We start from the raw sequence: 19427 nt of genomic DNA on the forward strand, positions 1-19427 counted from the left end.
GTTTAACTTACTGACCGTATTTTTCTGCCAGATAGAGCCAGGTTTCCAATACTGTATCAGGGTTTAATGACACTGAATCGATGCCTTGATCCATCAGCCATGCCGCGAAATCTTCGTGATCTGAAGGGCCCTGACCACAAATACCCACGTATTTGCCTTTGGCTTTCGCGGTTTGAATCGCCATAGACAACAGCTTTTTAATTGCCGGGTTACGTTCATCAAACAGATGAGCAATTAAGCCACTGTCGCGATCCAGACCTAAAGTCAGCTGGGTTAAGTCGTTTGAGCCTATGGAGAAACCATCAAAGTACTCTAGGAACTCCTCTGCCAATAAGCAGTTCGATGGCAGCTCGCACATCATAATAACTTTTAAGCCATTATCACCGCGTTTCAGACCATGTGCTTCCAGCAGTTCAATCACAGCTTTCGCTTCTTCCAATGTACGGACGAATGGGATCATCACTTCAACATTAGTAAAGCCCATCTCATTACGAACCCGCTTTAAGGCTTCACATTCCATAGCAAAACATTCACGGAAATCTTCAGAGATATAACGTGATGCACCACGGAAACCAATCATAGGGTTTTCTTCGTGTGGTTCATACTGACGACCACCCACCAGATTAGCGTATTCATTCGACTTGAAGTCGGACATCCTCACTATCACCCGCTCTGGCGAGAAGGCTGCTGCCAGCGTTGAAATACCTTCCACCAGCTTACCAACATAGAACTCAACTGGCGAACTGTAACCGGCCATCATCTGACTGATGGTCGCTTTAAGCTCGTCGGTTTGAGCATCAAAGTTCAGCAAGGCCTTTGGATGCACACCAATCATACGGTTGATGATAAATTCCAGACGAGCCAAACCAATACCAGCGTGGGGTAACTTAGCAAAAGAAAATGCACGTTCAGGGTTACCCACGTTCATCATGATTTTCATCTTAAGCGCAGGCATCTGGTCAACACGAGAGGTCATCACGTCAAAACCTAAAATACCTTCGTAGACAAAACCTGTGTCGCCTTCTGCACAGGACACTGTCACATCCTGACCATTTTTAATTTTTTTAGTGGCATCACCACAACCCACCACTGCCGGAATACCCAATTCACGCGCGATAATCGCTGCGTGGCAAGTACGGCCTCCACGGTTGGTGACAATAGCAGAAGCGCGTTTCATGATAGGTTCCCAGTCTGGGTCTGTCATGTCGGTGACTAACACATCACCCGGTTGGATTTGGTCCATATCCGCTATGCTGGCCAGCACTTTCGCTTTGCCTGAACCAATTTTATGGCCAATGGCGCGACCTTCAGCCACGATTGGCGCTGTGCCTTGCAGCTGGAAGCGCTCCATTTCATTACTGTCTTCGCGGCTACGCACTGTTTCAGGACGAGCCTGAACTATATATAACTTACCGTCCTGACCATCTTTGGCCCATTCGATATCCATAGCGCGGCCATAGTGTTTTTCGATGATAATGGCCTGTTTTGCCAGCTCCTGCACTTCAGCGTCTGTTAAAGAAAACTGTTGGCGATTCGCGACGGGTACGTCTTCAATAACGACCTGTTTACCGTGGCTCAGATCTTTTGAGTACACCATCTGTAACAGTTTGCTGCCCAAATTACGCCGCACCACCGCAGGACGACCGGCCATCACCGTCGGCTTATGTACATAAAACTCGTCAGGGTTTACCGCGCCCTGCACCACCATTTCACCTAAACCGTAAGACGAGGTAACAAAAACTACATCTTCAAAACCGGATTCAGTGTCAATACTAAACATCACGCCCGATGCGGATAAGTCTGACCGCACCATACGCTGTACACCAGCAGACAAAGCTACACCACGATGGTCGTAGCCCTGATGCACACGGTAGGAAATAGCACGGTCGTTAAATAGTGACGCAAAAACATGTTTAATGGCTTCAATCACATGCGCATAACCACGAACGTTTAAAAAGGTTTCCTGTTGGCCTGCAAAAGAAGCGTCTGGCATATCTTCTGCTGTGGCAGATGAACGCACGGCAAAGGAGACATCTTCAGCACAGCCTTGTTGCAATTGTTGATAAGAGGTTTGGATAGCTTGTTCAAATTCAGGCTGAAAAGGAGTATCAATCACCCATTGGCGAATTTGAGCACCAGCTTTAGCCAGAGCAGTTACATCATCAACGTTTAAGCCATCCAGCAGTTGATAAATACGCTCGTTAAGACCACTCTGTTCAAGAAATTGATTAAAGGCATAAGCAGTTGTGGCAAAACCACCAGGGACTTGCACCCCTGCATTTGCCAGGTTGCTGATCATTTCACCCAATGAAGCATTTTTCCCACCGACGCGAGGAACGTCGTGCATGCCCAGGTCCTGGTACCAAACAACGAATTCTTGCACAATAAGTCTCCAATTTTTGTTGCAGGTTATGTAAGCTTACATGGATAACCACAAAGCGAAGCAATTCTACACTGCTAGTTAGACGAAATAAAACCTTAATTTCCAATGTAATTTTATAACGACAAAAGGAGAAAATTTTGAGAACAGCCTTTTATATCTCTGATGGCACAGGTATTACCTCCGAAGTGTTCGGACATGCTTTGCTGTCACTGTTTCCGGCAGAGTTTGACCATATCACTATTCCTTTTGTTGAAACCGCACAGATCGCATTACAAGTTAAACAACGGATAAACGATCGTTATAAAACTACCGGTATCCGGCCGTTAATTTTCCAAACTTTTGTCGATGAAGAGTTGCGAAATATCATAAACAGCAGTGATGGCGTCTGTTATGACTTTTTAAATGCCTTTATTGAGCCTATGCAAAAAGAATTAGGCATAGCAGCGATGCCCAAAACTCACCGCACTCACAGCATTCATGAAAAAACCTATGATTTCCGTATTGATGCAGTGAACTATGCATTGGCCAACGATGATGGTATGAATTTAAAGGAGTATGCCAAAGCCGACATTATTCTGGTGGGCGTCAGTCGTTCCGGAAAAACGCCTACCAGTTTGTATCTGGCCTTACAGTACGGCATCAAAGCGGCCAACTACCCCTTTGTACAGGAAGATATGGATACGTTGCGACTGCCGGATGAGCTGAAAAAGCAAAAAAACAAACTCTTTGGTCTGACTATTACACCAGAGCGTCTAAGTAAAATCCGTGAACAGCGCCGGCCCGGCAGCAAATATGCGTCATTGCGCCAATGCAAACTGGAATTAGATGAAGTAGAAGCCTTGTATCAAAAGGAAAAAATTCCGTTTTTAAACTCAACTCATTTATCAATAGAAGAAATATCAGCGAAAATTTTGTCCCAAACCGGCTTAAAACGACAAAAGTACTAACGGCGTTGAGTACCACGAGTCTCTTGCAGTAGTTGTTCTGCATGCAAGGGACAAAGCCGGATAGGTTCGCCCTGCTCTTTGCGTTTCACTAGCTGAACTAATATTCTGTTCACCGGAGCATCCAGCTCAAGTTGTTCGGCCAAAGTCACGACAGCGCCATTTAAAAAGGCGATTTCGGTCGCTTTTTCAGCCTGAATATCATCCCACATCGACGAACGTGCATCTGGTGATATCGCCAGCATTTTTTTAGCCAGTCGTTTGAATAACCAATCAGGCATTTTCAGTAAGAATGGAATGAAGCGGTTTGGAACAGAGGTGTAGGAATAGGTTTCTATCTGCAGGCGTTGACATAGATCCAGCAGTTCCAGCATAGCAGCTGCCAGTAATACACGATAAGACCGTTGCAACAGTTGCTGTTGTAGCGGGATATCTGACAATGCATTAATGGCATTATTCAGATTCAGCAACAATTTACCAAACTCAGCCGCTTTGATATTGACCAGCTGTTTTGATTGAATCCCCTGGCGTTGCAACTGCTTCAGCACTGCCAGAATTCGCACATCTTCAGTCTGTTGCCAGATCATCTCTGCGCCAGTGGTTCGGGCATAAAACCCGGGGCTTATTTTTACTACATTAAAAGGTACTATGGCTCTGAGTACTGTCTGGGTTAAAAACTGCTGGTATAAGGGGGCTATAGCCACGCCATTTTGCATAGCAACCACAAGAGAGTCTGGCGACAAATGATGGGAAATCTGGGTGAGTACGAGTTCCAGATCCAAAGCTTTCACTGTCACCAGCACCAGCTGTGCACTGCGCAGAGCTTCAAATTCAGTGTAAACAACGGGTGATGTCACCTGATAACAAGCACCATCCAAGTCCTGTGCTGTTAAACCATAAGCTGCTGACTCAAGCGCCATTCTCTCGCGCCCGATAAACATTACGTCAAAGTCTGGGGACTGGCAGAGCATAGTGCCCAAATAACAGCCGATAGCACCGGCTCCAACTATGGCAATACACAGAGGTGCTGAACTCCTGGCTGAATGATCAGGCAAGAGTTCAGCTGCTGGATTTTTATTTGCGAACCGCACGAAGGGTATCTGCGATCAGGAAGGCCAGTTCCAGCACCTGATCTGAATTTAACCGAGGGTCACACTGAGTGGTGTAACGCTTGCTTAAATCGTTTTCAGACAAACCATAAGCGCCACCTGTACATTCAGTGACGTTATCGCCTGTCATTTCCAGGTGGATACCACCGGCATGAGTGCCCTCTGCCTGATGCACCGCAAAGAAATAGCGGATTTCACGCAAAATCGCTTCAAAGTCACGGGTTTTGTAGTCATTGCTGGCTTTGACTGTGTTGCCATGCATAGGGTCTGAACTCCAGACCACTTTACGGCCTTCGCGCTCTACCCGACGGACTAAAGCAGGTAACTTTTCAGCTAATTTATCAGCGCCCATTCGGGTGATTAACGTCAGGCGCCCAGGAATATTCTCCGGATTCAACGCGTCGATAAGGCGCAATAAATCCACTTCATCCATACCCGGGCCCACTTTCACACCCACTGGGTTTTTGATGCCACGGAAAAACTCAAGATGAGCATGATCCAACTGTCGGGTACGCTCGCCTATCCAGACCATATGGGCTGAACAGTCATACCATTCACCTGTTAACGAATCACGGCGGGTTAAGGCTTCTTCGTAGTTCAGCAACAGCGCTTCATGCGAGGTATATAAAGATGTTTCGCGAATTGACGGCGAGTTCTCAGCCGTAATACCGCAAATTTCCATAAAACGCAGTGCTTCCTGAATACGCTGAGCCACATCCTGGTAGCGGCCTTTTAATGGATTGGCGTCAACAAAGCCCAGATTCCAGCGGCTAACCTGATGCAGGTCCGCTAATCCACCTTGTGCAAAAGCACGTAACAAATTTAACGTGGCTGCTGAATGATGGTAAGCCGTCATCAAACGGTTTGGGTCTGGCTTACGGGCTTCTGCTGTGAATTCAAAGCTGTTGACTATGTCACCACGGTAGCTAGGGTGAGATACACCAGCTATGGTTTCTAAATCGCTGGAGCGAGGCTTGGCGTATTGGCCAGCCATACGTGCTACTTTGACTACAGGACAACCGCCGGCAAAGGTGAGTACCACAGCCATTTGCAGCAATACTTTAAAAGTGTCACGAATTTTTGGTGCATTAAAGTCACTAAAGCTCTCCGCACAATCTCCGCCTTGCAGTAAAAATGCTTTGCCTTCAGCCACTTGTCCAAGCTGACTAAAGAGATCACGAGTCTCTTGCGCAAACACCAAAGGCGGATATTTGTGCAATTGCTGCTCAACAGTGCTGAGTAAAGCCTGATCATCGTAATGAGGTTGTTGTTGGATTGGAAAAGCTCGCCAACTTTGAGGCGTCCAGGTCGTCACTTTAAGTAGTCCTATAGGTTTGAATTGATAGTTAAGGTCACTAGGTTATTTATCCGCAGACAAAGTAAATTTATTGGCGGCTAAATTCAATGCTTAAATGAGTATATTGCGCCGAAATCAATAAATAGTACGAAATTTATCGATAAAAACACCCAGATGTCTAAACATCTGAAAATATCAAGCCTTTTTTAGCAGGGTTTCCAGGCTGAAAACGGCATTTTAACCGGAGCTTTTATGGCGGAAATTCAGGCTTTACAGCAGTTAGAACAAAAGCTGAATCAAGTGATTTTAGGCAAACCACACGCCGTGCGACTGGCCTTGTGTTGTTTATTGTCTGAAGGCCATTTACTGATTGAAGATTTGCCTGGCTTAGGCAAAACCACCCTAGCCCATGCGCTGGCGCTCAGCCTTGGTGTTCATTACAAAAGAGTGCAGTTTACTAACGATATGTTGCCTGCTGATTTGCTGGGGCAGTCGGTGTTTTTAAAAGACACCCAGGAATTTCAATTCAGACCTGGGGCCATTTTCAGTCAGATTTTATTAGCCGATGAAATCAACAGAGCCAGCCCCCGTACTCAAAGCGCCTTACTTGAGGCCATGGAAGAAAAACAGGTCTCTATCGACGGCTTGTCTTATGCACTGCCTAAACCTTTTTTTGTCATCGCTACACAAAACCCGCTGTTTCATGCCGGCACCAATGCCTTGCCGGAGTCTCAGCTTGACCGTTTCCTGATGCGTCTTGCGTTGGGCTTTCCTGATCTGCAGACCGAAAAATTTATTTTGCAGCAGGATCAGGGGCAATCCAGACTAGAAGGACTGACCCCTTGTTTAGATGAGTTGCAGCTGATCACACTGCAGCAGCAGGTTGTACAGGTGAAAGTCAGTGATGCCCTGCTGGATTACCTGCTGGCATTGGTTACACAAAGCCGTCAGCAGCAGGATTGCTTGCCGCTTTCACCACGTGCAGCAAAAGCCTTGCTTCGAGCCAGCAAAGCTTTTGCTTTGTTATCAGGCCGTCATTTTGCCACAGCAGAGGATGTACAACAGGTGTTTCCGTCTGTGGCAGAGCACCGACTCAATCCAGGCAACTCCGGAGACAATAGAAGCCTGAGCCTGCAGTTATTACGTCAGGTACCTTGCCCGCTATGACACTGACATTCAGGCAACAACTAAACTCCAGACTCAGGCAAAGATTTTACCGCTGGCTGGATAAACGCCAGCCTGCATCTGCAGAAGTGCGACTGAGGCAACACCTGCTGTTTGTATTTCCTACCGCTTATGGAGGCTGGTTTGTTCTGCTTATCGTTTTGCTGTATCTATTTGGCACTAACTATCAAAACAACCTGATCCTACTCTGTGCCTACTTGCTGTTATCCTTGTTTTGCTTTTGTATTCTCGCCGCCTTTTTTAATCTGTATCAACTGAAGATCAGCGCAGGTTCTGTTCCAATTGGCTACGCCGGATCCGCTGTCCAACTCACCTTGCAATTGGATAACTATCAGCATAAAAAAATGTGCGCTGTTTCAGGTCAAAATTTTACACCACTTTTTTTTGAAACTTTACCAAAAGAGCTACAGCTAGATCTTTATCCGCACCGCCGAGGCTATTATCAGCTGCAGCGTTTTACAGTAGGTTCTTCTTACCCCTTTGGCCTTATCCGCTGCTGGACACATATTCAGTTGCAGCAGCCCTATTGGGTTTACCCAGAACCAGCTGAACTGCCCTCTTCTGTATCGACAGCAACCTTACAACCCCCTGATCATCCGGACCAATTGGCCCCTTATTATGCGGGAGCTCCGGCATCGGCTATCGACTGGAAACGCTTGGCTAAAAATCCATGGCAACCCGTGATCCGGCAGTATTCTCCTTCAACGACAGCTCAGCACCCCAGACACCTGATGGTTGATGCGACAGGGTTGGCGTTAGAGCGGCAATTATCAGAATTTTGTGCCCTACTGCTGCAGTTTGAACAGCAAGGCCAAAGTTACAGCCTGAGCACGCCAGGCACTGAAATTACCGCTAGCCATGGCCAAGCGCATTTGCACCGCTGCTTACAGGCGCTGGCTCTATGCTGAACCCAGGTTTTGTGTACATCGCCCTCTTACTACAACTGTTGTTACTGGCGCTGTTACAGGATGGCTTAAGCTGGTGGTCAAGTCTGGTGTTACTTTGCATCCTGCTGTTTAAATACACCAGCGTACGGGCACACAAGCCAGTCCGGATGATGACAGTGAATGCACTTGCTGTACTGTTATGTTTGTTGCTGCTTTCTCAGTTATGGCAGCAGGATATGCAGGACTCTATGCTGCAATTGCTGTTTTTCTCCGCTGCACTGCGGCTATTCTCGATAGCATCAGAGCTGCGTCATGCCAAAAAGCTGGTGTGGGTACAGTATTTTCTGATCAGCACCGGCTTTATGCTTAATCAAAGCCTTTGGTTTGCTGGCGCTGTGTTTTTGTTGTTTTTTAGTAATTTGTATCTGCATTACCTGCTGTTTGCTCCTGTACAACGTCGGCAGTTGCACTGGTCTGAATTTCGCCTGCTGTTATGGGTGATGCCTCTGTGTATCGCGCTTTTTGTGCTTTTTCCGCGGCTACCGCCATTATGGCAAACTGATCGCCAGCATCAGGCACAAACAGGTTTAGCCGATGAATTGTCTTTGGGAGGGCTGGAGCGGCTGGTACAAAACGACAGCCTGGCATTCAGAGTCGAATTTAACAGTGAGAAACCACCTCAGCAGGAATTGTACTGGCGAGCCAAAGTTTTTGAGCGCTTTAACGGACAGCATTGGCTACCTGATGTTTTGCCTGCCTCAGCACCCTTATCAGCACAACAGGCCCGCTATCACTACCAGTTGGTGGTTGAACCTCATTTTCAACGTAGTTTATTTAGTTTAGGTCAGGTGCATCAGATCCAAGGTCAGATCAGGCCTGGAGCGGCTGGTTTGATTGAAAGTTATCAGCAAATCAGCCGGCGTTTTTCTTATGGCCTAAGCTCAGATGGTGAAGCCGTCGCACAACAAAACAACGAAGAAGCAACTCGTAATCTGCGGTTACCTCACAGCAACCCTCAAGCGAGCGCGCTTGCACTGCAACTAAAACAACAGCATAGGACTGCATCCGATTATGCCCAGGCACTGTACCAGCATTTTCAGAATAATCAGTTCAGCTATAGCCTGCGCCCGCCAGTACTAAATAAAGAGGCTCAGATTGACCAGTTCTTGTTTGAACACCAAATCGGCTTTTGTGGTCACTATGCCTCTGCTGCCGCTTATCTGTTTCGCGCTGCAGGAATTCCTGCGCGAGTGGTCGGTGGGTATCAGGGAGGCAGTTGGCAGGTACCTGGTAACTATTTACAGGTGCTGCAAAAGGATGCCCATGCCTGGGTGGAATATCTGGACCAAGGTCGTTGGCGACGTTTTGATGCAACAGCCATAGTGGCTCCGCTGCGCTTAACTCAGGGTTTGGCTGATGCACTATCTTTATCAGAGCGACAATTTTTAGACCAGTTTTTTCAACAAGGCATGCTGGGGGAATGGCTGCAGCAACTGGAGTGGCTGGATTATTATTGGTCTGTCTGGGTATTGAGCTTTGATCAAAACGAACAGAGGTTTATTTGGCAACACTTACAATCCCTGCCCTGGCTATGGATTGGCGCAACTCTGCTTGCATCCTTACTTCTGGCCTTGGTTCTATATCTGCTGGTGCAGCATAAGGCAGAAAATCAAAATCATGCGCTGCGACGTTTGATGTTCAAGGTGCTAAAGCCTTACGGTCTAAAAACTGATAATCAAACCATGGAATCATATTTAAGCGATTTGATGCTGGCGCATCCGCAACAGCGTGCGACACTGGATCAGCTGCTGCTCGCTTATCAACGTTTTGAATTTGCAGAGCAGCAGGAGCAGTTGCAGCAATGTCGCAAACTGCTCTATCAGTTATCTAAAAATAAACTCTGACAACAATCCCAGAGTTTAAGAACTCAATATACGTAAGGCGTTCTGTAAATGTTCAGCGCAATTACGGCCAAGATCGGTCAGATATCCCCCATCCGCCTGCGTGAGTAAACCCTTTTTATACAAACGCTCAATCGCTTCTTTTGCATCAGGATCGGCTGATTTATGTGCTTTAATTCCCTCCAGCGATGTATCCAGGTTAAATAAAGTCAAAATACGAATTTCGTCATTCAGTTGTGAATTTACAGGCATCTCGTCTTTTCCTTTGTCATTGTTTCGCTTGAAACTAGACCTTATTTGACAAATTTTCCAGAAAAAGTGCCTTGCAACTCTATTTTCAGTACAGCATTAGTAAAAACTGCAGATATTTCACCAGCTCTGCTGTATTTTTAAGCATATATTTCCTATAGTCAGGCAAATTATGGAGAGCTTTACAGATCGTGGTTAAAGGATACTCACAATCAACTACAACAGCGGGCTGGACGGACTTGTTCCAGTCCTTGTCCGATCCTGTTGCTTTGCTGCAAATCCGTGCCACACATCAGCCTGCAGTACTGCGTTGTAATACAGCCTTTGAGATCTTGTTTGGACTCCATCACAGCCATGGTCCGGCCCTATTCAGTCAATTACCTGCTGACTTCACCTGGCTGTTACAGCAATTGGATCAGCATTCTGCTGCACCTGTCTGGTGTCTGCTGGCAGAAGATGGCAGCTGCAGGCACTTCAAGTTACAAAGCGCCGTTAAAGACTCAGAGCCTCACCTTTGTTTGCTAATGATGCAGGATATCAGTGAACAGGAAAACGCTTTGCTCGCGCTGAAGAAGCAAAATAAAGAGCTGCAGCAACGTCTGACTGATATTGAACAGCTGAAAAACCGGATCCGCGAGCAATCTATCCGTGACCCACTAACCAATTTATACAACCGTCGGTTTTTGAATGAATTTATGGAACGTGAACTGGCGTTAGCCAGACGAAATCAAAAACCTTTGGCTGTTGTTATGCTGGATCTGGATCACTTCAAACAGCTCAATGATCAGTTTGGTCATCAGACGGGCGATAAGGTGATAGAAATGGTAGCCAAGCATCTGCTTCGGCAAAGCCGCAGAACAGATATTTTATTCCGCTATGGCGGTGAAGAATTTTTGGTGATCTTACCGAATACCAATGCGACACAAGCAAGACACTTGGCAGAAAACTGGCGGGTGCATGTGGAGCAAGCTCAGGTATTTGCTAAACATCAGGCGGTAAACATTACTTTGTCTGCTGGTGTCGCTTGTTATCCTGAGCAAGGCACTACAGCCTTTAACTTAATTCAGGCCGCAGATGAAGCTTTGTATCAGGCCAAAGCGGCAGGCAGAAATCAGGTGGTGATGTGTTAACAGTTGTTGCATCAACCTTTCTCTAAAACAAAAAGGAACCTTATATAACTAAGGTTCCTTTTTAATTTTTTGTCTCGCTTTAGTGATTGTACTTAAAACCCACCACGCAAAGCAGCAATACGTTTTTCCAGCGGAGGGTGACTTAAAAACAGCTCAGAAGTCGCTGGCTTACTGGCAATACCAAAGGCCATCATTGAACCTTCCAACTGACTTTCGTGGTTGTTACGCAGACGCTCCAGCGCAGCAATCATTTTATTGGCACCGACCAATTTCGCAGCACCCGCATCAGCACTGAATTCACGTTTACGGGAGAACCACATGACTATAATGCTAGCCAGTACGCCAAAGGCCATTTCCAACACAAACACTGTCATCATATAGGCGAAACCATTGCCACCACCGCCTTCTTCATTGCGGTTACCGCTGATAGCACCAGCTATTAAACGGGCAAAGAAAATAACAAAGGTATTCACCACACCTTGAATAAGCGTCAGCGTTACCATATCGCCATTGGCTACGTGAGATACTTCATGCGCTAATACGGCTTCCACTTCCTCTTCACGCATATTGCGCATCAAACCTGTGCTGACCGCCACTAATGCATTGTTGCGGCTTGCACCTGTAGCAAAAGCATTCATTTCAGGAGAATCGTAAATAGCGACTTCAGGCATACCAATACCGGCCTGCTGAGCCTGACGACGCACTGTATCAAACAACCATTGTTCAGTGGCGTTACGTGGCTGAGTGATCACTACAGCACCGGTCGAGCGTTTGGCCATCCATTTCGACATAAAAAGTGAAATGAAAGAACCACCAAAACCAAATACTGCTGCAAACACCAACAAGCCGCCTATGCTACGGCTATCAATGCCCAGCACTTTAAAGACGATGCTAAGTACAATACTTAACACCAACATCACCGCCAGGTTTGTGGCAAGGAACAGTATAATTCGCTTCATAGATACCTCGTTTATTAAGCTACTGCGTGAGCGTGTTGACGTTTCAGGGTTGCTTTTGCAGCAGTCTGGCCGGTTTTTATGCAAGGCAGAAACTGCGCAGTGTAGTTACTCTACATAAGCAGGTTCTAACGCAGCAGAAAGGCCGGCCAGGCGCTACCCTTCGGGTTCGTCTGGCGGCGCCTTGCTCATTGTCACTCGTCACTTATTTAGAACCACTAAACTTCGCTCCTCGTTTCGCGATCAAAGCGGCGCCAGAGCGAACAAAATTCAATCTCGAAACGTTAACACGCTCACTTACTATATGGCTTAGAAGCCGTTTTTCAATCAAAGTGCGACAAGCAATTGTAAATAAAGATGAATGGCGCTTTCGGTGCGATGTGTCACATCTGTTTGACTAAAGCTGAAGCAAGAGAGGTATTGATCTGTGGTTCAGACTGATAAGGCAAAACACCAAGGCAAGGTGCTGCTAACTTTTGTTGCAAATAGCGAATATTTTCTTGCTGATACGCCATATCCGGATCAATACAATTAGCCACCCAGCCCAGCAGTTTCAGGCCAGAGCGTTCAATTTCGCGCTCCGTCAATAAGGCATGGTTTAAGCAGCCAAGTTTCATCCCGACCACCAATAGCACTGGCAATTGCTGATCTATCACCCAATCTGCCATAGTTGATTTGTCATCCAAGGGTAATAACCAACCACCAGCACCTTCCACTAAAGCTATATCAGCATCCGCATTTTGGAGTTTTTGTAACTCATTGCTCAGAACGGCAGGCTCTATACAAAGCCCGGCCTTTTCAGCCGCCAAATGCGGCGCTACTGCATCGTTCAGGCAATAGGGATTGACCAGATCATAGCTAAGCGGCTCTGTCACATGCTGCTGCAGTTGCAAAGCATCGGTATTAAAACCTGTATCATCGACTCCGGCTGCGACCGGCTTTTGCGCCACAGTACGATAACCCAGAGCTTTTAGGCCTTGTAGCAAAGCCACCGCAACATAAGTTTTTCCTGCATCTGTATCTGTGCCTGTGATAAAAATCGTCTGCATGAGTTTATTCTTCTGTTATGACTCAATGTGTTGCTTGGTCAGGGTCAGGTACAACACCTGATAACTGGCGCTGATTTGACCATCAATGCAACGGGATGGATAAGCCTGCTGCACTTTTTGCCAGCTTTGTTTGCCGGTTAAGGCTTTATTGCGGCCTTGGGTCACTGTATTGGCACCTAAATCTTTCAGTTCCCGCGCCAAAGCCAGCACATCCGGATACTCCAATTGCACCAGTTCAGTCTGCAGTTGCATGCCAAGCTCTGGATACTGCTGTTGTAACTGCTGATAAAAATCCAAAGGTAAAAACTGATTGATATGCTGATGACCGTCGACCAACGACCAGGCCTGTTTAAATTCCTGCAAGGTGCCATCGAGCAAGGTACTGATCACGGCTGAACCACCAGGCTTTAACACACGGAGGATTTCCTGCAGTACTAGTTGAGGCTGCTCGCACCACTGAAGCATCAGGCTGGAAAATACTCTGTCTATGCTTTCACTCGCGACAGGTAAAGACTGAGCATCCGCCTGAAACATCAAAGTGGCCTGTTGTGCTGCGCAAGTTTTTTGCAGCATGTCAAAACTTAAATCCAGTGCTATTAAATCAGCGCAGTGCTGTTTTAGCTTGGGATGAAACCAACCTGGGCCAGAACCTAAATCCAGTAACAATCCAGCCGTTGGTGTTAATAAACTCAGGGCTTTAGCCGCAACCAGGCGTTGCAGCCGTGCCGCCTGTTCATAACTCTCACGCGCACGGCCAAAATGGCGGGCAATGTCGTCCGTCAATGCCAAAGCATTCATATCAATTGCTCCAGCTTTTGTACTAAAAAGTGAATATCGTCACTCTGATGCATAGCAGATAAAGTAATACGTAACCTTGCGCTGCCCTGTGGCACTGTCGGTGGCCGTATTGCGCTGAGCCAAATACCTTGTTTTTTCAGGGAAGCACTAATTAACATGGCTTTGTCTGAATCGCCAATAATCAGCGGTTGTATGGCAGTGCTCGATGGCAATAAAGTCAAACCAGCGCCAGCGGCCAGAGTTTTAAATAGCTGAATGTTGTCATTCAGTTTATCTCTGCGCCACTCTTGGCTGCGGCTTAACTCCACAGAAGTTTTCATCGCCCAGCACAAAGCAGGCGATAACGCTGTGCTGTAAATATAATGCCGTGCAAATTGGCGTAAATAATCAATGACTGTGGCTGAACCTGCCAAAAACGCGCCCTGACCTGCTAAGGCTTTACCAAAGTTCGCCATCAGGCAGAGCATATCATTGGGTTGAAGCCCCTGCGCATCCCAGCTACCTTTGCCCTCTTTGCCAAGCACACCCAAAGCATGAGCATCGTCCAGCAGCAAATCCGCTTTATTTATTGTGCAAAGCGCAGATACAGCGCTGAGATCCGGACTATCACCATCCATACTAAATACGCCTTCAGTCACCACTAAAGCTGAGGGGGAACGTTGTAATAACATCTCAAGCGCAGCTAAATCCTGATGTGGAAATCTTTTGTAAGAGGCATCGCTAGTGAGTGCAGCATCAATCAAAGAGGCATGACAGAGTTTATCCAACAGCAGATGGTCAGTTTTATCGGCTAAATGCTGCAGCATCACCTGATTGGCGGCAAAACCCGAGGAAAACAGCAATACATCGTCCACACCCAGCCAGTCACAAAGTGCATCAGACAAAGCGCGGTGCGCATAATGAAACCCGGTCACCAAAGGTGAACCTGAGCTGCCGACGCCAAATCGTTCAGCCCCTTCTGCCAAAGCATTTATAAGCTTTGGCTCAGTAGCTAAACCCAGATAGTCATTACCGGAAAAATTTAGATACGCGCCCTGCTTATTTTGCAGCAAACGGCCCTGATAGGAATCAATAGCCGGATGCTGTCGATACAAGCCAGCTGCTTTGCGATCGGCGATCTGCTGCGCAAAGCGCTGTAACCTGTCCATCACTAAACTTAAACCGCGCTATGGAACAATGAAGGGGTATTTTGCTCTTTAATGGCATCGGCTAAAGCCGCTTCATGGGCTTCGTCTGATACATCGTGGCGCTGCTCTGGATTGATACCGAGCTTAGCGAATAACAACATATCGGCATCAGCTTCCGGGTTTTCTGTAGTCAGTAATTTATCGCCGTAAAAGATTGAGTTCGCACCAGATAGGAAACACAGCGCCTGCATTTGCTCATTCATGCGAGAACGGCCAGCAGATAAACGCACATGGCTTTGCGGCATCATGATACGCGCCACCGCTATGGTGCGGATAAACTCAAAGCCATCTAAGTCATCGACGTTTTCCATAGGTGTGCCCTGCACTTTCACCAGCATATTAATAGGCACACTTTGTGGGTGCTCTGGCAAATTCGCCAGCTGCATTAAAAGTGCGGATCTGTCGTTTGCCGACTCGCCCATGCCCACTATGCCACCACAACAGACTTTCATACCGGCATCACGCACATGCTGCAGCGTATCTAATCTGTCCTGATAAGTACGGGTGGTAATAATTTCACCATAAAATTCAGGCGAGGTATCCAGGTTATGGTTGTAGTAATCTAAACCAGCCTGTTTTAACTCCTGCGCCTGACCTGCATCGAGCTTCCCCAGCGTCATACAGGTTTCTAAGCCCATTTCTTTGACACCTTTGACCATTTCCATCAGAAAAGGCATATCGCGTTGTTTTGGATTGCTCCAGGCCGCGCCCATGCAAAAACGGCTGGCGCCTTTGTCTTTGGCAGCTTTGGCTTGAGTGAGTACTTTTTCCACTTCCAGCAAACGTTCACGCTCAAGGCCTGTATTGTAATGGCCGCTTTGCGGGCAATATTTACAGTCTTCAGCACAAGCGCCGGTTTTAATCGACAATAAAGTACTGATCTGCACTTCATTGGGTTTAAAAAACTGACGGTGCACCGTCTGGGCCTGAAAGACTAAGTCATTAAAAGGTAAAGCGAATAAGGCGTTTACTTCAGCCAGAGTCCAGTTGTGACGAAGTGGTAAAACTGCAGACATAAAATTCCCCGAAGACAAGCCACAGACAAATTGTGGTCTTTTAAATTTTCCGTTAGTCTATCGGCCCTTAGCGCCATGTCAACGCCAACCAGTTCACAAAGTTTACTACAGGCTAATTTATGATCATCAATCTTGAGTTTGACCGTCAGCATATCTGGCATCCATACACCTCGTTAAGTAAACCTTTGCCTGTGTACCCTGTGGTCAGCGCCCAAGGTTGTGAACTAATGCTGGAAGATGGCAGAACCTTGGTCGATGGCACTTCGTCCTGGTGGGCTGCTATCCATGGCTACAATCATCCGGAATTAAACCAAGCTCTGGTGGCGCAAAGCCAGAAAATGAGCCATGTGATGTTTGGCGGTATTACCCACCAGCCTGCGGTGGACTTGGCGGTGTTATTGCTGCAGATGGTGCCAGAGGGTTTAAGCAAAGTGTTTTTTGCTGACAGTGGCTCTATTTCTGTCGAAGTAGCAATCAAAATGGCGCTGCAATACTGGTTAGGTTTAAATCGTCCGGAAAAAAGCCGGTTACTGACCATTCAAAAAGGCTATCACGGTGATACCTTCGCCGCTATGTCGGTATGCGATCCTGTGGATGGTATGCATTCGATGTTTAAAGATCAAATCATCCCGCAGCTATTTGCCCCCGCTCCACAAAGCCAGTTTGACGGTGAATTTTTAGCAGCAGATGAGCTGGCTTTGACGGCATTATTTGAGCAGCATCATCAGCACTTGGCGGCTTTTATTCTGGAACCCATATTGCAAGGCGCCGGCGGGATGCGTTTTTATCATCCGGATTATTTAAAACTGGCGCGTAAGCTCTGTGATCAGTATCAGGTGCTGTTGATTGCCGATGAAATAGCTACAGGATTTGGTCGGACCGGAAAATTGTTTGCTTGCCAGCATGCTGGCATCAGCCCCGATATTATCTGTTTGGGTAAAGCTTTGACTGGCGGGTATCTGACGCTCGCAGCGACCCTGTGTAACGATAAAGTCGCGGATGGTATAGCTCAGGGCGTTGTGCCTGCGTTAATGCACGGCCCTACTTATATGGCGAATCCTCTGGCCTGTGCTGTCGCTTTGAAAAGCCTGCAATTGGTACAAAAGAACTATTGGCCAGCACAAGTTGCAGCTATAGAGCAGCAATTAAAACTGGAGCTTGAACCCTGCCGAAATTCACCTTATGTAGCCGATGTGCGGGTACTGGGTGCTATTGGGGTGGTGGAGATGAAACAGAATATCGATGTCGCAGCCATGCAAAAAGCTTTTGTTGAACTGGGAGTCTGGATCCGGCCTTTTGGCAAACTGCTGTATTTAATGCCGCCTTATATTATTAGTAAAACACAGCTTTCTAAATTGACCTCTGCACTTTGCCTTTTGAGCCATCAGGCGCAGCAGAAGGATATCCAGGCATTACCCGGAGCCTGAGCCGTCAATCAATAGTTGAAAATATAAATAACACCACGGCGCTTAAAAACAGCAGAAAAAACAAGTTTAAGCGCCAGCCATCGTCGCTGCGTCTGTTGCGAAACTGATGCAGTACTAAAGTAGCTGCAGTAAAGACCAGACACCAGCGTACTAATACTTCCAATTTCACCACCAGCTCTTTATCCCATTCCTGTTCAATTGGAATGCCCCAGTACTTCACCAACCCACTGTTAAACTCAGGTTTAGCCAAATGCGCCAGTGCCAGACCCATGATCAGTAAAAACCAGGCGGCCAAATTCAGCATGGCCAACAGCAACATCAGCCAATCTGCGCCTTTACGGCGCTCTTTTGGCTTAAGATCGGGCTCTGAAGCGTTCATTTTAGAATTCCTCACAATTTTTACTTGTGTTCAGTCTTTGCCTCAGTATGATGTCTGCTTTTGGGTTTTTACAGTTTCTTAAGTAAGTTGGAGCAGGTTGCATGACGCATGCAGTAATCAAAGATGTGCTGTCTGGCCAGTATCAGGTTGGCGATACAGTCACAGTAAAAGGGTGGATCCGCACTAAGCGTGATTCCAAAGCCGGGATTTCATTTTTAGCCGTGCACGACGGCAGCTGCTTTGATGCAGTTCAGGCCGTTGCTCCGGCTGATCTGAATAATTACGAAAACGAAATTAAACGTCTGACGACAGCGTGCTCTGTCATTGTGACTGGCACTATTGCCAAATCAGAAGGCCAGGGCCAGGCTTTTGAAATCCAGGCGTCTTCTGTTGAAGTCGTTGGCTGGGTTGAAAACCCAGACACCTACCCTATGGCACCAAAACGCCACAGCATGGAATACTTGCGTGAGCAAGCGCATTTACGTGCCCGTACTAACATGGTTGGTGCTATCACCCGAGTGCGTCACTGTTTAGCTCAGGCTATTCACCGTTTCTTCCATGAACGTGGTTTCTATTGGATCAGCACCCCTATCATTACGGGTGCAGACGCCGAAGGCGCTGGTGAAATGTTCCGTGTCAGTACACTGGATCTGGAAAACCTGCCACGTGACGACAAAGGTGCTATTGATTACAAACAGGATTTTTTCGGTAAAGAAACTTTTCTGACGGTATCAGGCCAGTTGAACGTTGAAACTTATGCCTGTGCTTTGTCTAAGGTCTATACCTTTGGCCCAACGTTCCGTGCTGAAAACTCAAACACTACCCGTCACTTAGCTGAGTTCTGGATGATTGAACCAGAAGTAGCTTACGCTGAGTTAAAAGACGTAGCGCAGCTGGCTGAAGACATGCTGAAGTTTGTGTTTAAAGCCGTATTGGCAGAACGTGCCGACGATATGGCGTTTTTCGCTGAACGTGTCGATGAAAATGCAGTCAGCCGTCTGCAAAACATGATCGATTCCACTTTTGTCCGTATGGATTACACAGAAGCTGTTGAAATTCTGAAAAACTGCGGTAAGAAATTTGATTACCCTGTGGAATGGGGTGTGGATTTACAGTCTGAGCACGAACGCTACTTAGCTGAAGTGCATGTAGGTGCTCCTGTGATACTGCAAAACTATCCAAAAGACATCAAAGCCTTCTACATGCGGATGAATGAAGACGGTAAAACTGTGGCCGCTATGGATATTCTGGCGCCAGGTATTGGTGAAATCATCGGTGGTAGTCAGCGTGAAGAGCGTTTAGAGCAACTGGATGCCCGTATGGATCAGATGGGTCTGAATAAAGAAGACTACAGCTGGTACCGTGACCTGCGCCGTTACGGCACAGTACCTCATGCCGGTTTTGGTTTAGGTTTTGAGCGTCTGGTGTCTTATGTCACAGGTGTGGGCAACGTACGTGATGTGATTGCCTTCCCTCGTACACCGGGCAATGCAGACTTCTGATCCGTAACTTTTGCTAAAAGGCCTCTTC

At 47.0% G+C, this 19427-nt stretch carries 17 protein-coding genes; 7 read left to right on the top strand and 10 right to left on the bottom strand.

Translation table 11 applies throughout. The features are described from left to right. Nucleotides 1-7: 7 nt before the first annotated feature. Complete coding sequence (gene ppsA / locus EK374_RS10560) at nucleotides 8-2383, bottom strand: phosphoenolpyruvate synthase (RefSeq protein WP_127023003.1); 2376 nt, start codon at nucleotides 2381-2383, stop codon at nucleotides 8-10. 137 nt (nucleotides 2384-2520) lie between these two features. Between ppsA and ppsR the strand changes: the two genes are divergently transcribed. Further along, nucleotides 2521-3330, top strand: coding sequence for a posphoenolpyruvate synthetase regulatory kinase/phosphorylase PpsR (gene ppsR / locus EK374_RS10565; RefSeq protein WP_127023005.1), 810 nt, complete (start codon nucleotides 2521-2523; stop codon nucleotides 3328-3330). Here the strand turns inward: ppsR and EK374_RS10570 are convergent. Then, entirely contained in the window at nucleotides 3327-4418 is a 1092-nt protein-coding gene (locus EK374_RS10570) for a 2-dehydropantoate 2-reductase (RefSeq protein ID WP_267898315.1), read from the bottom strand. The genes ppsR and EK374_RS10570 overlap by 4 nt on opposite strands. Further along, nucleotides 4402-5751: a class II 3-deoxy-7-phosphoheptulonate synthase gene (locus tag EK374_RS10575; RefSeq protein ID WP_127023011.1), complete on the bottom strand. Its 1350-nt coding sequence runs from the start codon at nucleotides 5749-5751 to the stop codon at nucleotides 4402-4404. Before EK374_RS10575 ends, EK374_RS10570 begins: the two co-directional genes overlap by 17 nt. Before the next feature lie 234 nt (nucleotides 5752-5985). Between EK374_RS10575 and EK374_RS10580 the strand changes: the two genes are divergently transcribed. The 3 genes from EK374_RS10580 to EK374_RS10590 are packed head-to-tail and all read left to right on the top strand — an operon-like array spanning nucleotide 5986 to nucleotide 9709. Beyond that, nucleotides 5986-6900 (top strand): AAA family ATPase, encoded by a 915-nt coding sequence (locus tag EK374_RS10580; RefSeq protein WP_127023014.1) that lies wholly within the window; start codon nucleotides 5986-5988, stop codon nucleotides 6898-6900. Beyond that, nucleotides 6897-7826 (top strand): DUF58 domain-containing protein, encoded by a 930-nt coding sequence (locus tag EK374_RS10585; protein ID WP_127023017.1) that lies wholly within the window; start codon nucleotides 6897-6899, stop codon nucleotides 7824-7826. The genes EK374_RS10580 and EK374_RS10585 overlap by 4 nt, the downstream gene beginning before the upstream one ends. Beyond that, a complete protein-coding gene (locus tag EK374_RS10590; protein WP_127023020.1) occupies nucleotides 7820-9709 on the top strand; it encodes a transglutaminase family protein in 1890 nt (629 codons plus the stop codon). Before EK374_RS10585 ends, EK374_RS10590 begins: the two co-directional genes overlap by 7 nt. A 15-nt stretch (nucleotides 9710-9724) precedes the next feature. On the opposite strand, the gene EK374_RS10595 is transcribed toward EK374_RS10590, so the two are convergent. Beyond that, complete coding sequence (locus EK374_RS10595; protein ID WP_127023023.1) at nucleotides 9725-9958, bottom strand: TIGR02647 family protein; 234 nt, start codon at nucleotides 9956-9958, stop codon at nucleotides 9725-9727. A gap of 188 nt (nucleotides 9959-10146) precedes the next feature. Here EK374_RS10595 and EK374_RS10600 point away from each other — a divergent pair, with 188 nt between their 5' ends. Next, the gene (locus EK374_RS10600) at nucleotides 10147-11085 is read left to right on the top strand and encodes a GGDEF domain-containing protein (protein WP_127023026.1); all 939 of its coding nucleotides are present in this window, start codon (nucleotides 10147-10149) and stop codon (nucleotides 11083-11085) included. Nucleotides 11086-11177: 92 nt separating this feature from the next. Here EK374_RS10600 and htpX read toward each other — a convergent pair whose 3' ends face one another. The 5 genes from htpX to bioB form a co-directional block, all read right to left on the bottom strand. Further along, entirely contained in the window at nucleotides 11178-12044 is an 867-nt protein-coding gene (gene htpX, locus EK374_RS10605; protein ID WP_127023029.1) for a protease HtpX, read from the bottom strand. Nucleotides 12045-12424: 380 nt separating this feature from the next. Then, nucleotides 12425-13090 carry a dethiobiotin synthase gene (gene bioD / locus EK374_RS10610; protein ID WP_127023032.1) on the bottom strand — a complete coding sequence of 222 codons (666 nt, stop codon included), beginning with the start codon at nucleotides 13088-13090 and terminating at the stop codon, nucleotides 12425-12427. A gap of 15 nt (nucleotides 13091-13105) precedes the next feature. Continuing rightward, a complete protein-coding gene (locus EK374_RS10615; protein WP_127023035.1) occupies nucleotides 13106-13888 on the bottom strand; it encodes a methyltransferase domain-containing protein in 783 nt (260 codons plus the stop codon). Continuing rightward, nucleotides 13885-15036, bottom strand: coding sequence for an aminotransferase class I/II-fold pyridoxal phosphate-dependent enzyme (locus tag EK374_RS10620; protein ID WP_127023038.1), 1152 nt, complete (start codon nucleotides 15034-15036; stop codon nucleotides 13885-13887). Before EK374_RS10620 ends, EK374_RS10615 begins: the two co-directional genes overlap by 4 nt. An 8-nt stretch (nucleotides 15037-15044) precedes the next feature. Further along, nucleotides 15045-16091 carry a biotin synthase BioB gene (gene bioB / locus EK374_RS10625; protein WP_127023040.1) on the bottom strand — a complete coding sequence of 349 codons (1047 nt, stop codon included), beginning with the start codon at nucleotides 16089-16091 and terminating at the stop codon, nucleotides 15045-15047. Between the two features lie 119 nt (nucleotides 16092-16210). On the opposite strand from bioB, the gene bioA reads away from it, so the two are divergent. Beyond that, nucleotides 16211-17518: an adenosylmethionine--8-amino-7-oxononanoate transaminase gene (gene bioA, locus EK374_RS10630; protein ID WP_127023042.1), complete on the top strand. Its 1308-nt coding sequence runs from the start codon at nucleotides 16211-16213 to the stop codon at nucleotides 17516-17518. Nucleotides 17519-17522: 4 nt separating this feature from the next. Here the strand turns inward: bioA and EK374_RS10635 are convergent, their stop codons facing one another. Then, on the bottom strand, nucleotides 17523-17897 hold the full coding sequence (locus EK374_RS10635) for a hypothetical protein (RefSeq protein ID WP_127023044.1): 375 nt from the start codon (nucleotides 17895-17897) through the stop codon (nucleotides 17523-17525). Between the two features lie 101 nt (nucleotides 17898-17998). Between EK374_RS10635 and asnS the strand changes: the two genes are divergently transcribed. Further along, nucleotides 17999-19399, top strand: coding sequence for an asparagine--tRNA ligase (gene asnS / locus EK374_RS10640; RefSeq protein WP_127023047.1), 1401 nt, complete (start codon nucleotides 17999-18001; stop codon nucleotides 19397-19399). Nucleotides 19400-19427: the final 28 nt, after the last annotated feature.

Origin of the sequence: Rheinheimera mangrovi (assembly GCF_003990335.1) — a bacterium.
Classification (GTDB): Bacteria; Pseudomonadota; Gammaproteobacteria; order Enterobacterales; family Alteromonadaceae; genus Pararheinheimera; species Pararheinheimera mangrovi.

Excerpts from the sequence above, each read along its gene's own strand:
- EK374_RS10580 (WP_127023014.1), top strand. The coding sequence starts at position 5,986 with ATGGCGGAAATTCAGGCTTTACAGCAGTTAGAACAAAAGCTGAATCAA.
- EK374_RS10585 (WP_127023017.1), top strand. The coding sequence starts at position 6,897 with ATGACACTGACATTCAGGCAACAACTAAACTCCAGACTCAGGCAAAGA.
- EK374_RS10590 (WP_127023020.1), top strand. The coding sequence starts at position 7,820 with ATGCTGAACCCAGGTTTTGTGTACATCGCCCTCTTACTACAACTGTTG.
- EK374_RS10595 (WP_127023023.1), bottom strand. The coding sequence starts at position 9,958 with ATGCCTGTAAATTCACAACTGAATGACGAAATTCGTATTTTGACTTTA.
- htpX (WP_127023029.1), bottom strand. The coding sequence starts at position 12,044 with ATGAAGCGAATTATACTGTTCCTTGCCACAAACCTGGCGGTGATGTTG.
- bioD (WP_127023032.1), bottom strand. The coding sequence starts at position 13,090 with ATGCAGACGATTTTTATCACAGGCACAGATACAGATGCAGGAAAAACT.
- EK374_RS10615 (WP_127023035.1), bottom strand. The coding sequence starts at position 13,888 with ATGAATGCTTTGGCATTGACGGACGACATTGCCCGCCATTTTGGCCGT.
- EK374_RS10620 (WP_127023038.1), bottom strand. The coding sequence starts at position 15,036 with ATGGACAGGTTACAGCGCTTTGCGCAGCAGATCGCCGATCGCAAAGCA.
- bioB (WP_127023040.1), bottom strand. The coding sequence starts at position 16,091 with ATGTCTGCAGTTTTACCACTTCGTCACAACTGGACTCTGGCTGAAGTA.
- bioA (WP_127023042.1), top strand. The coding sequence starts at position 16,211 with ATGATCATCAATCTTGAGTTTGACCGTCAGCATATCTGGCATCCATAC.
- EK374_RS10635 (WP_127023044.1), bottom strand. The coding sequence starts at position 17,897 with ATGAACGCTTCAGAGCCCGATCTTAAGCCAAAAGAGCGCCGTAAAGGC.
- asnS (WP_127023047.1), top strand. The coding sequence starts at position 17,999 with ATGACGCATGCAGTAATCAAAGATGTGCTGTCTGGCCAGTATCAGGTT.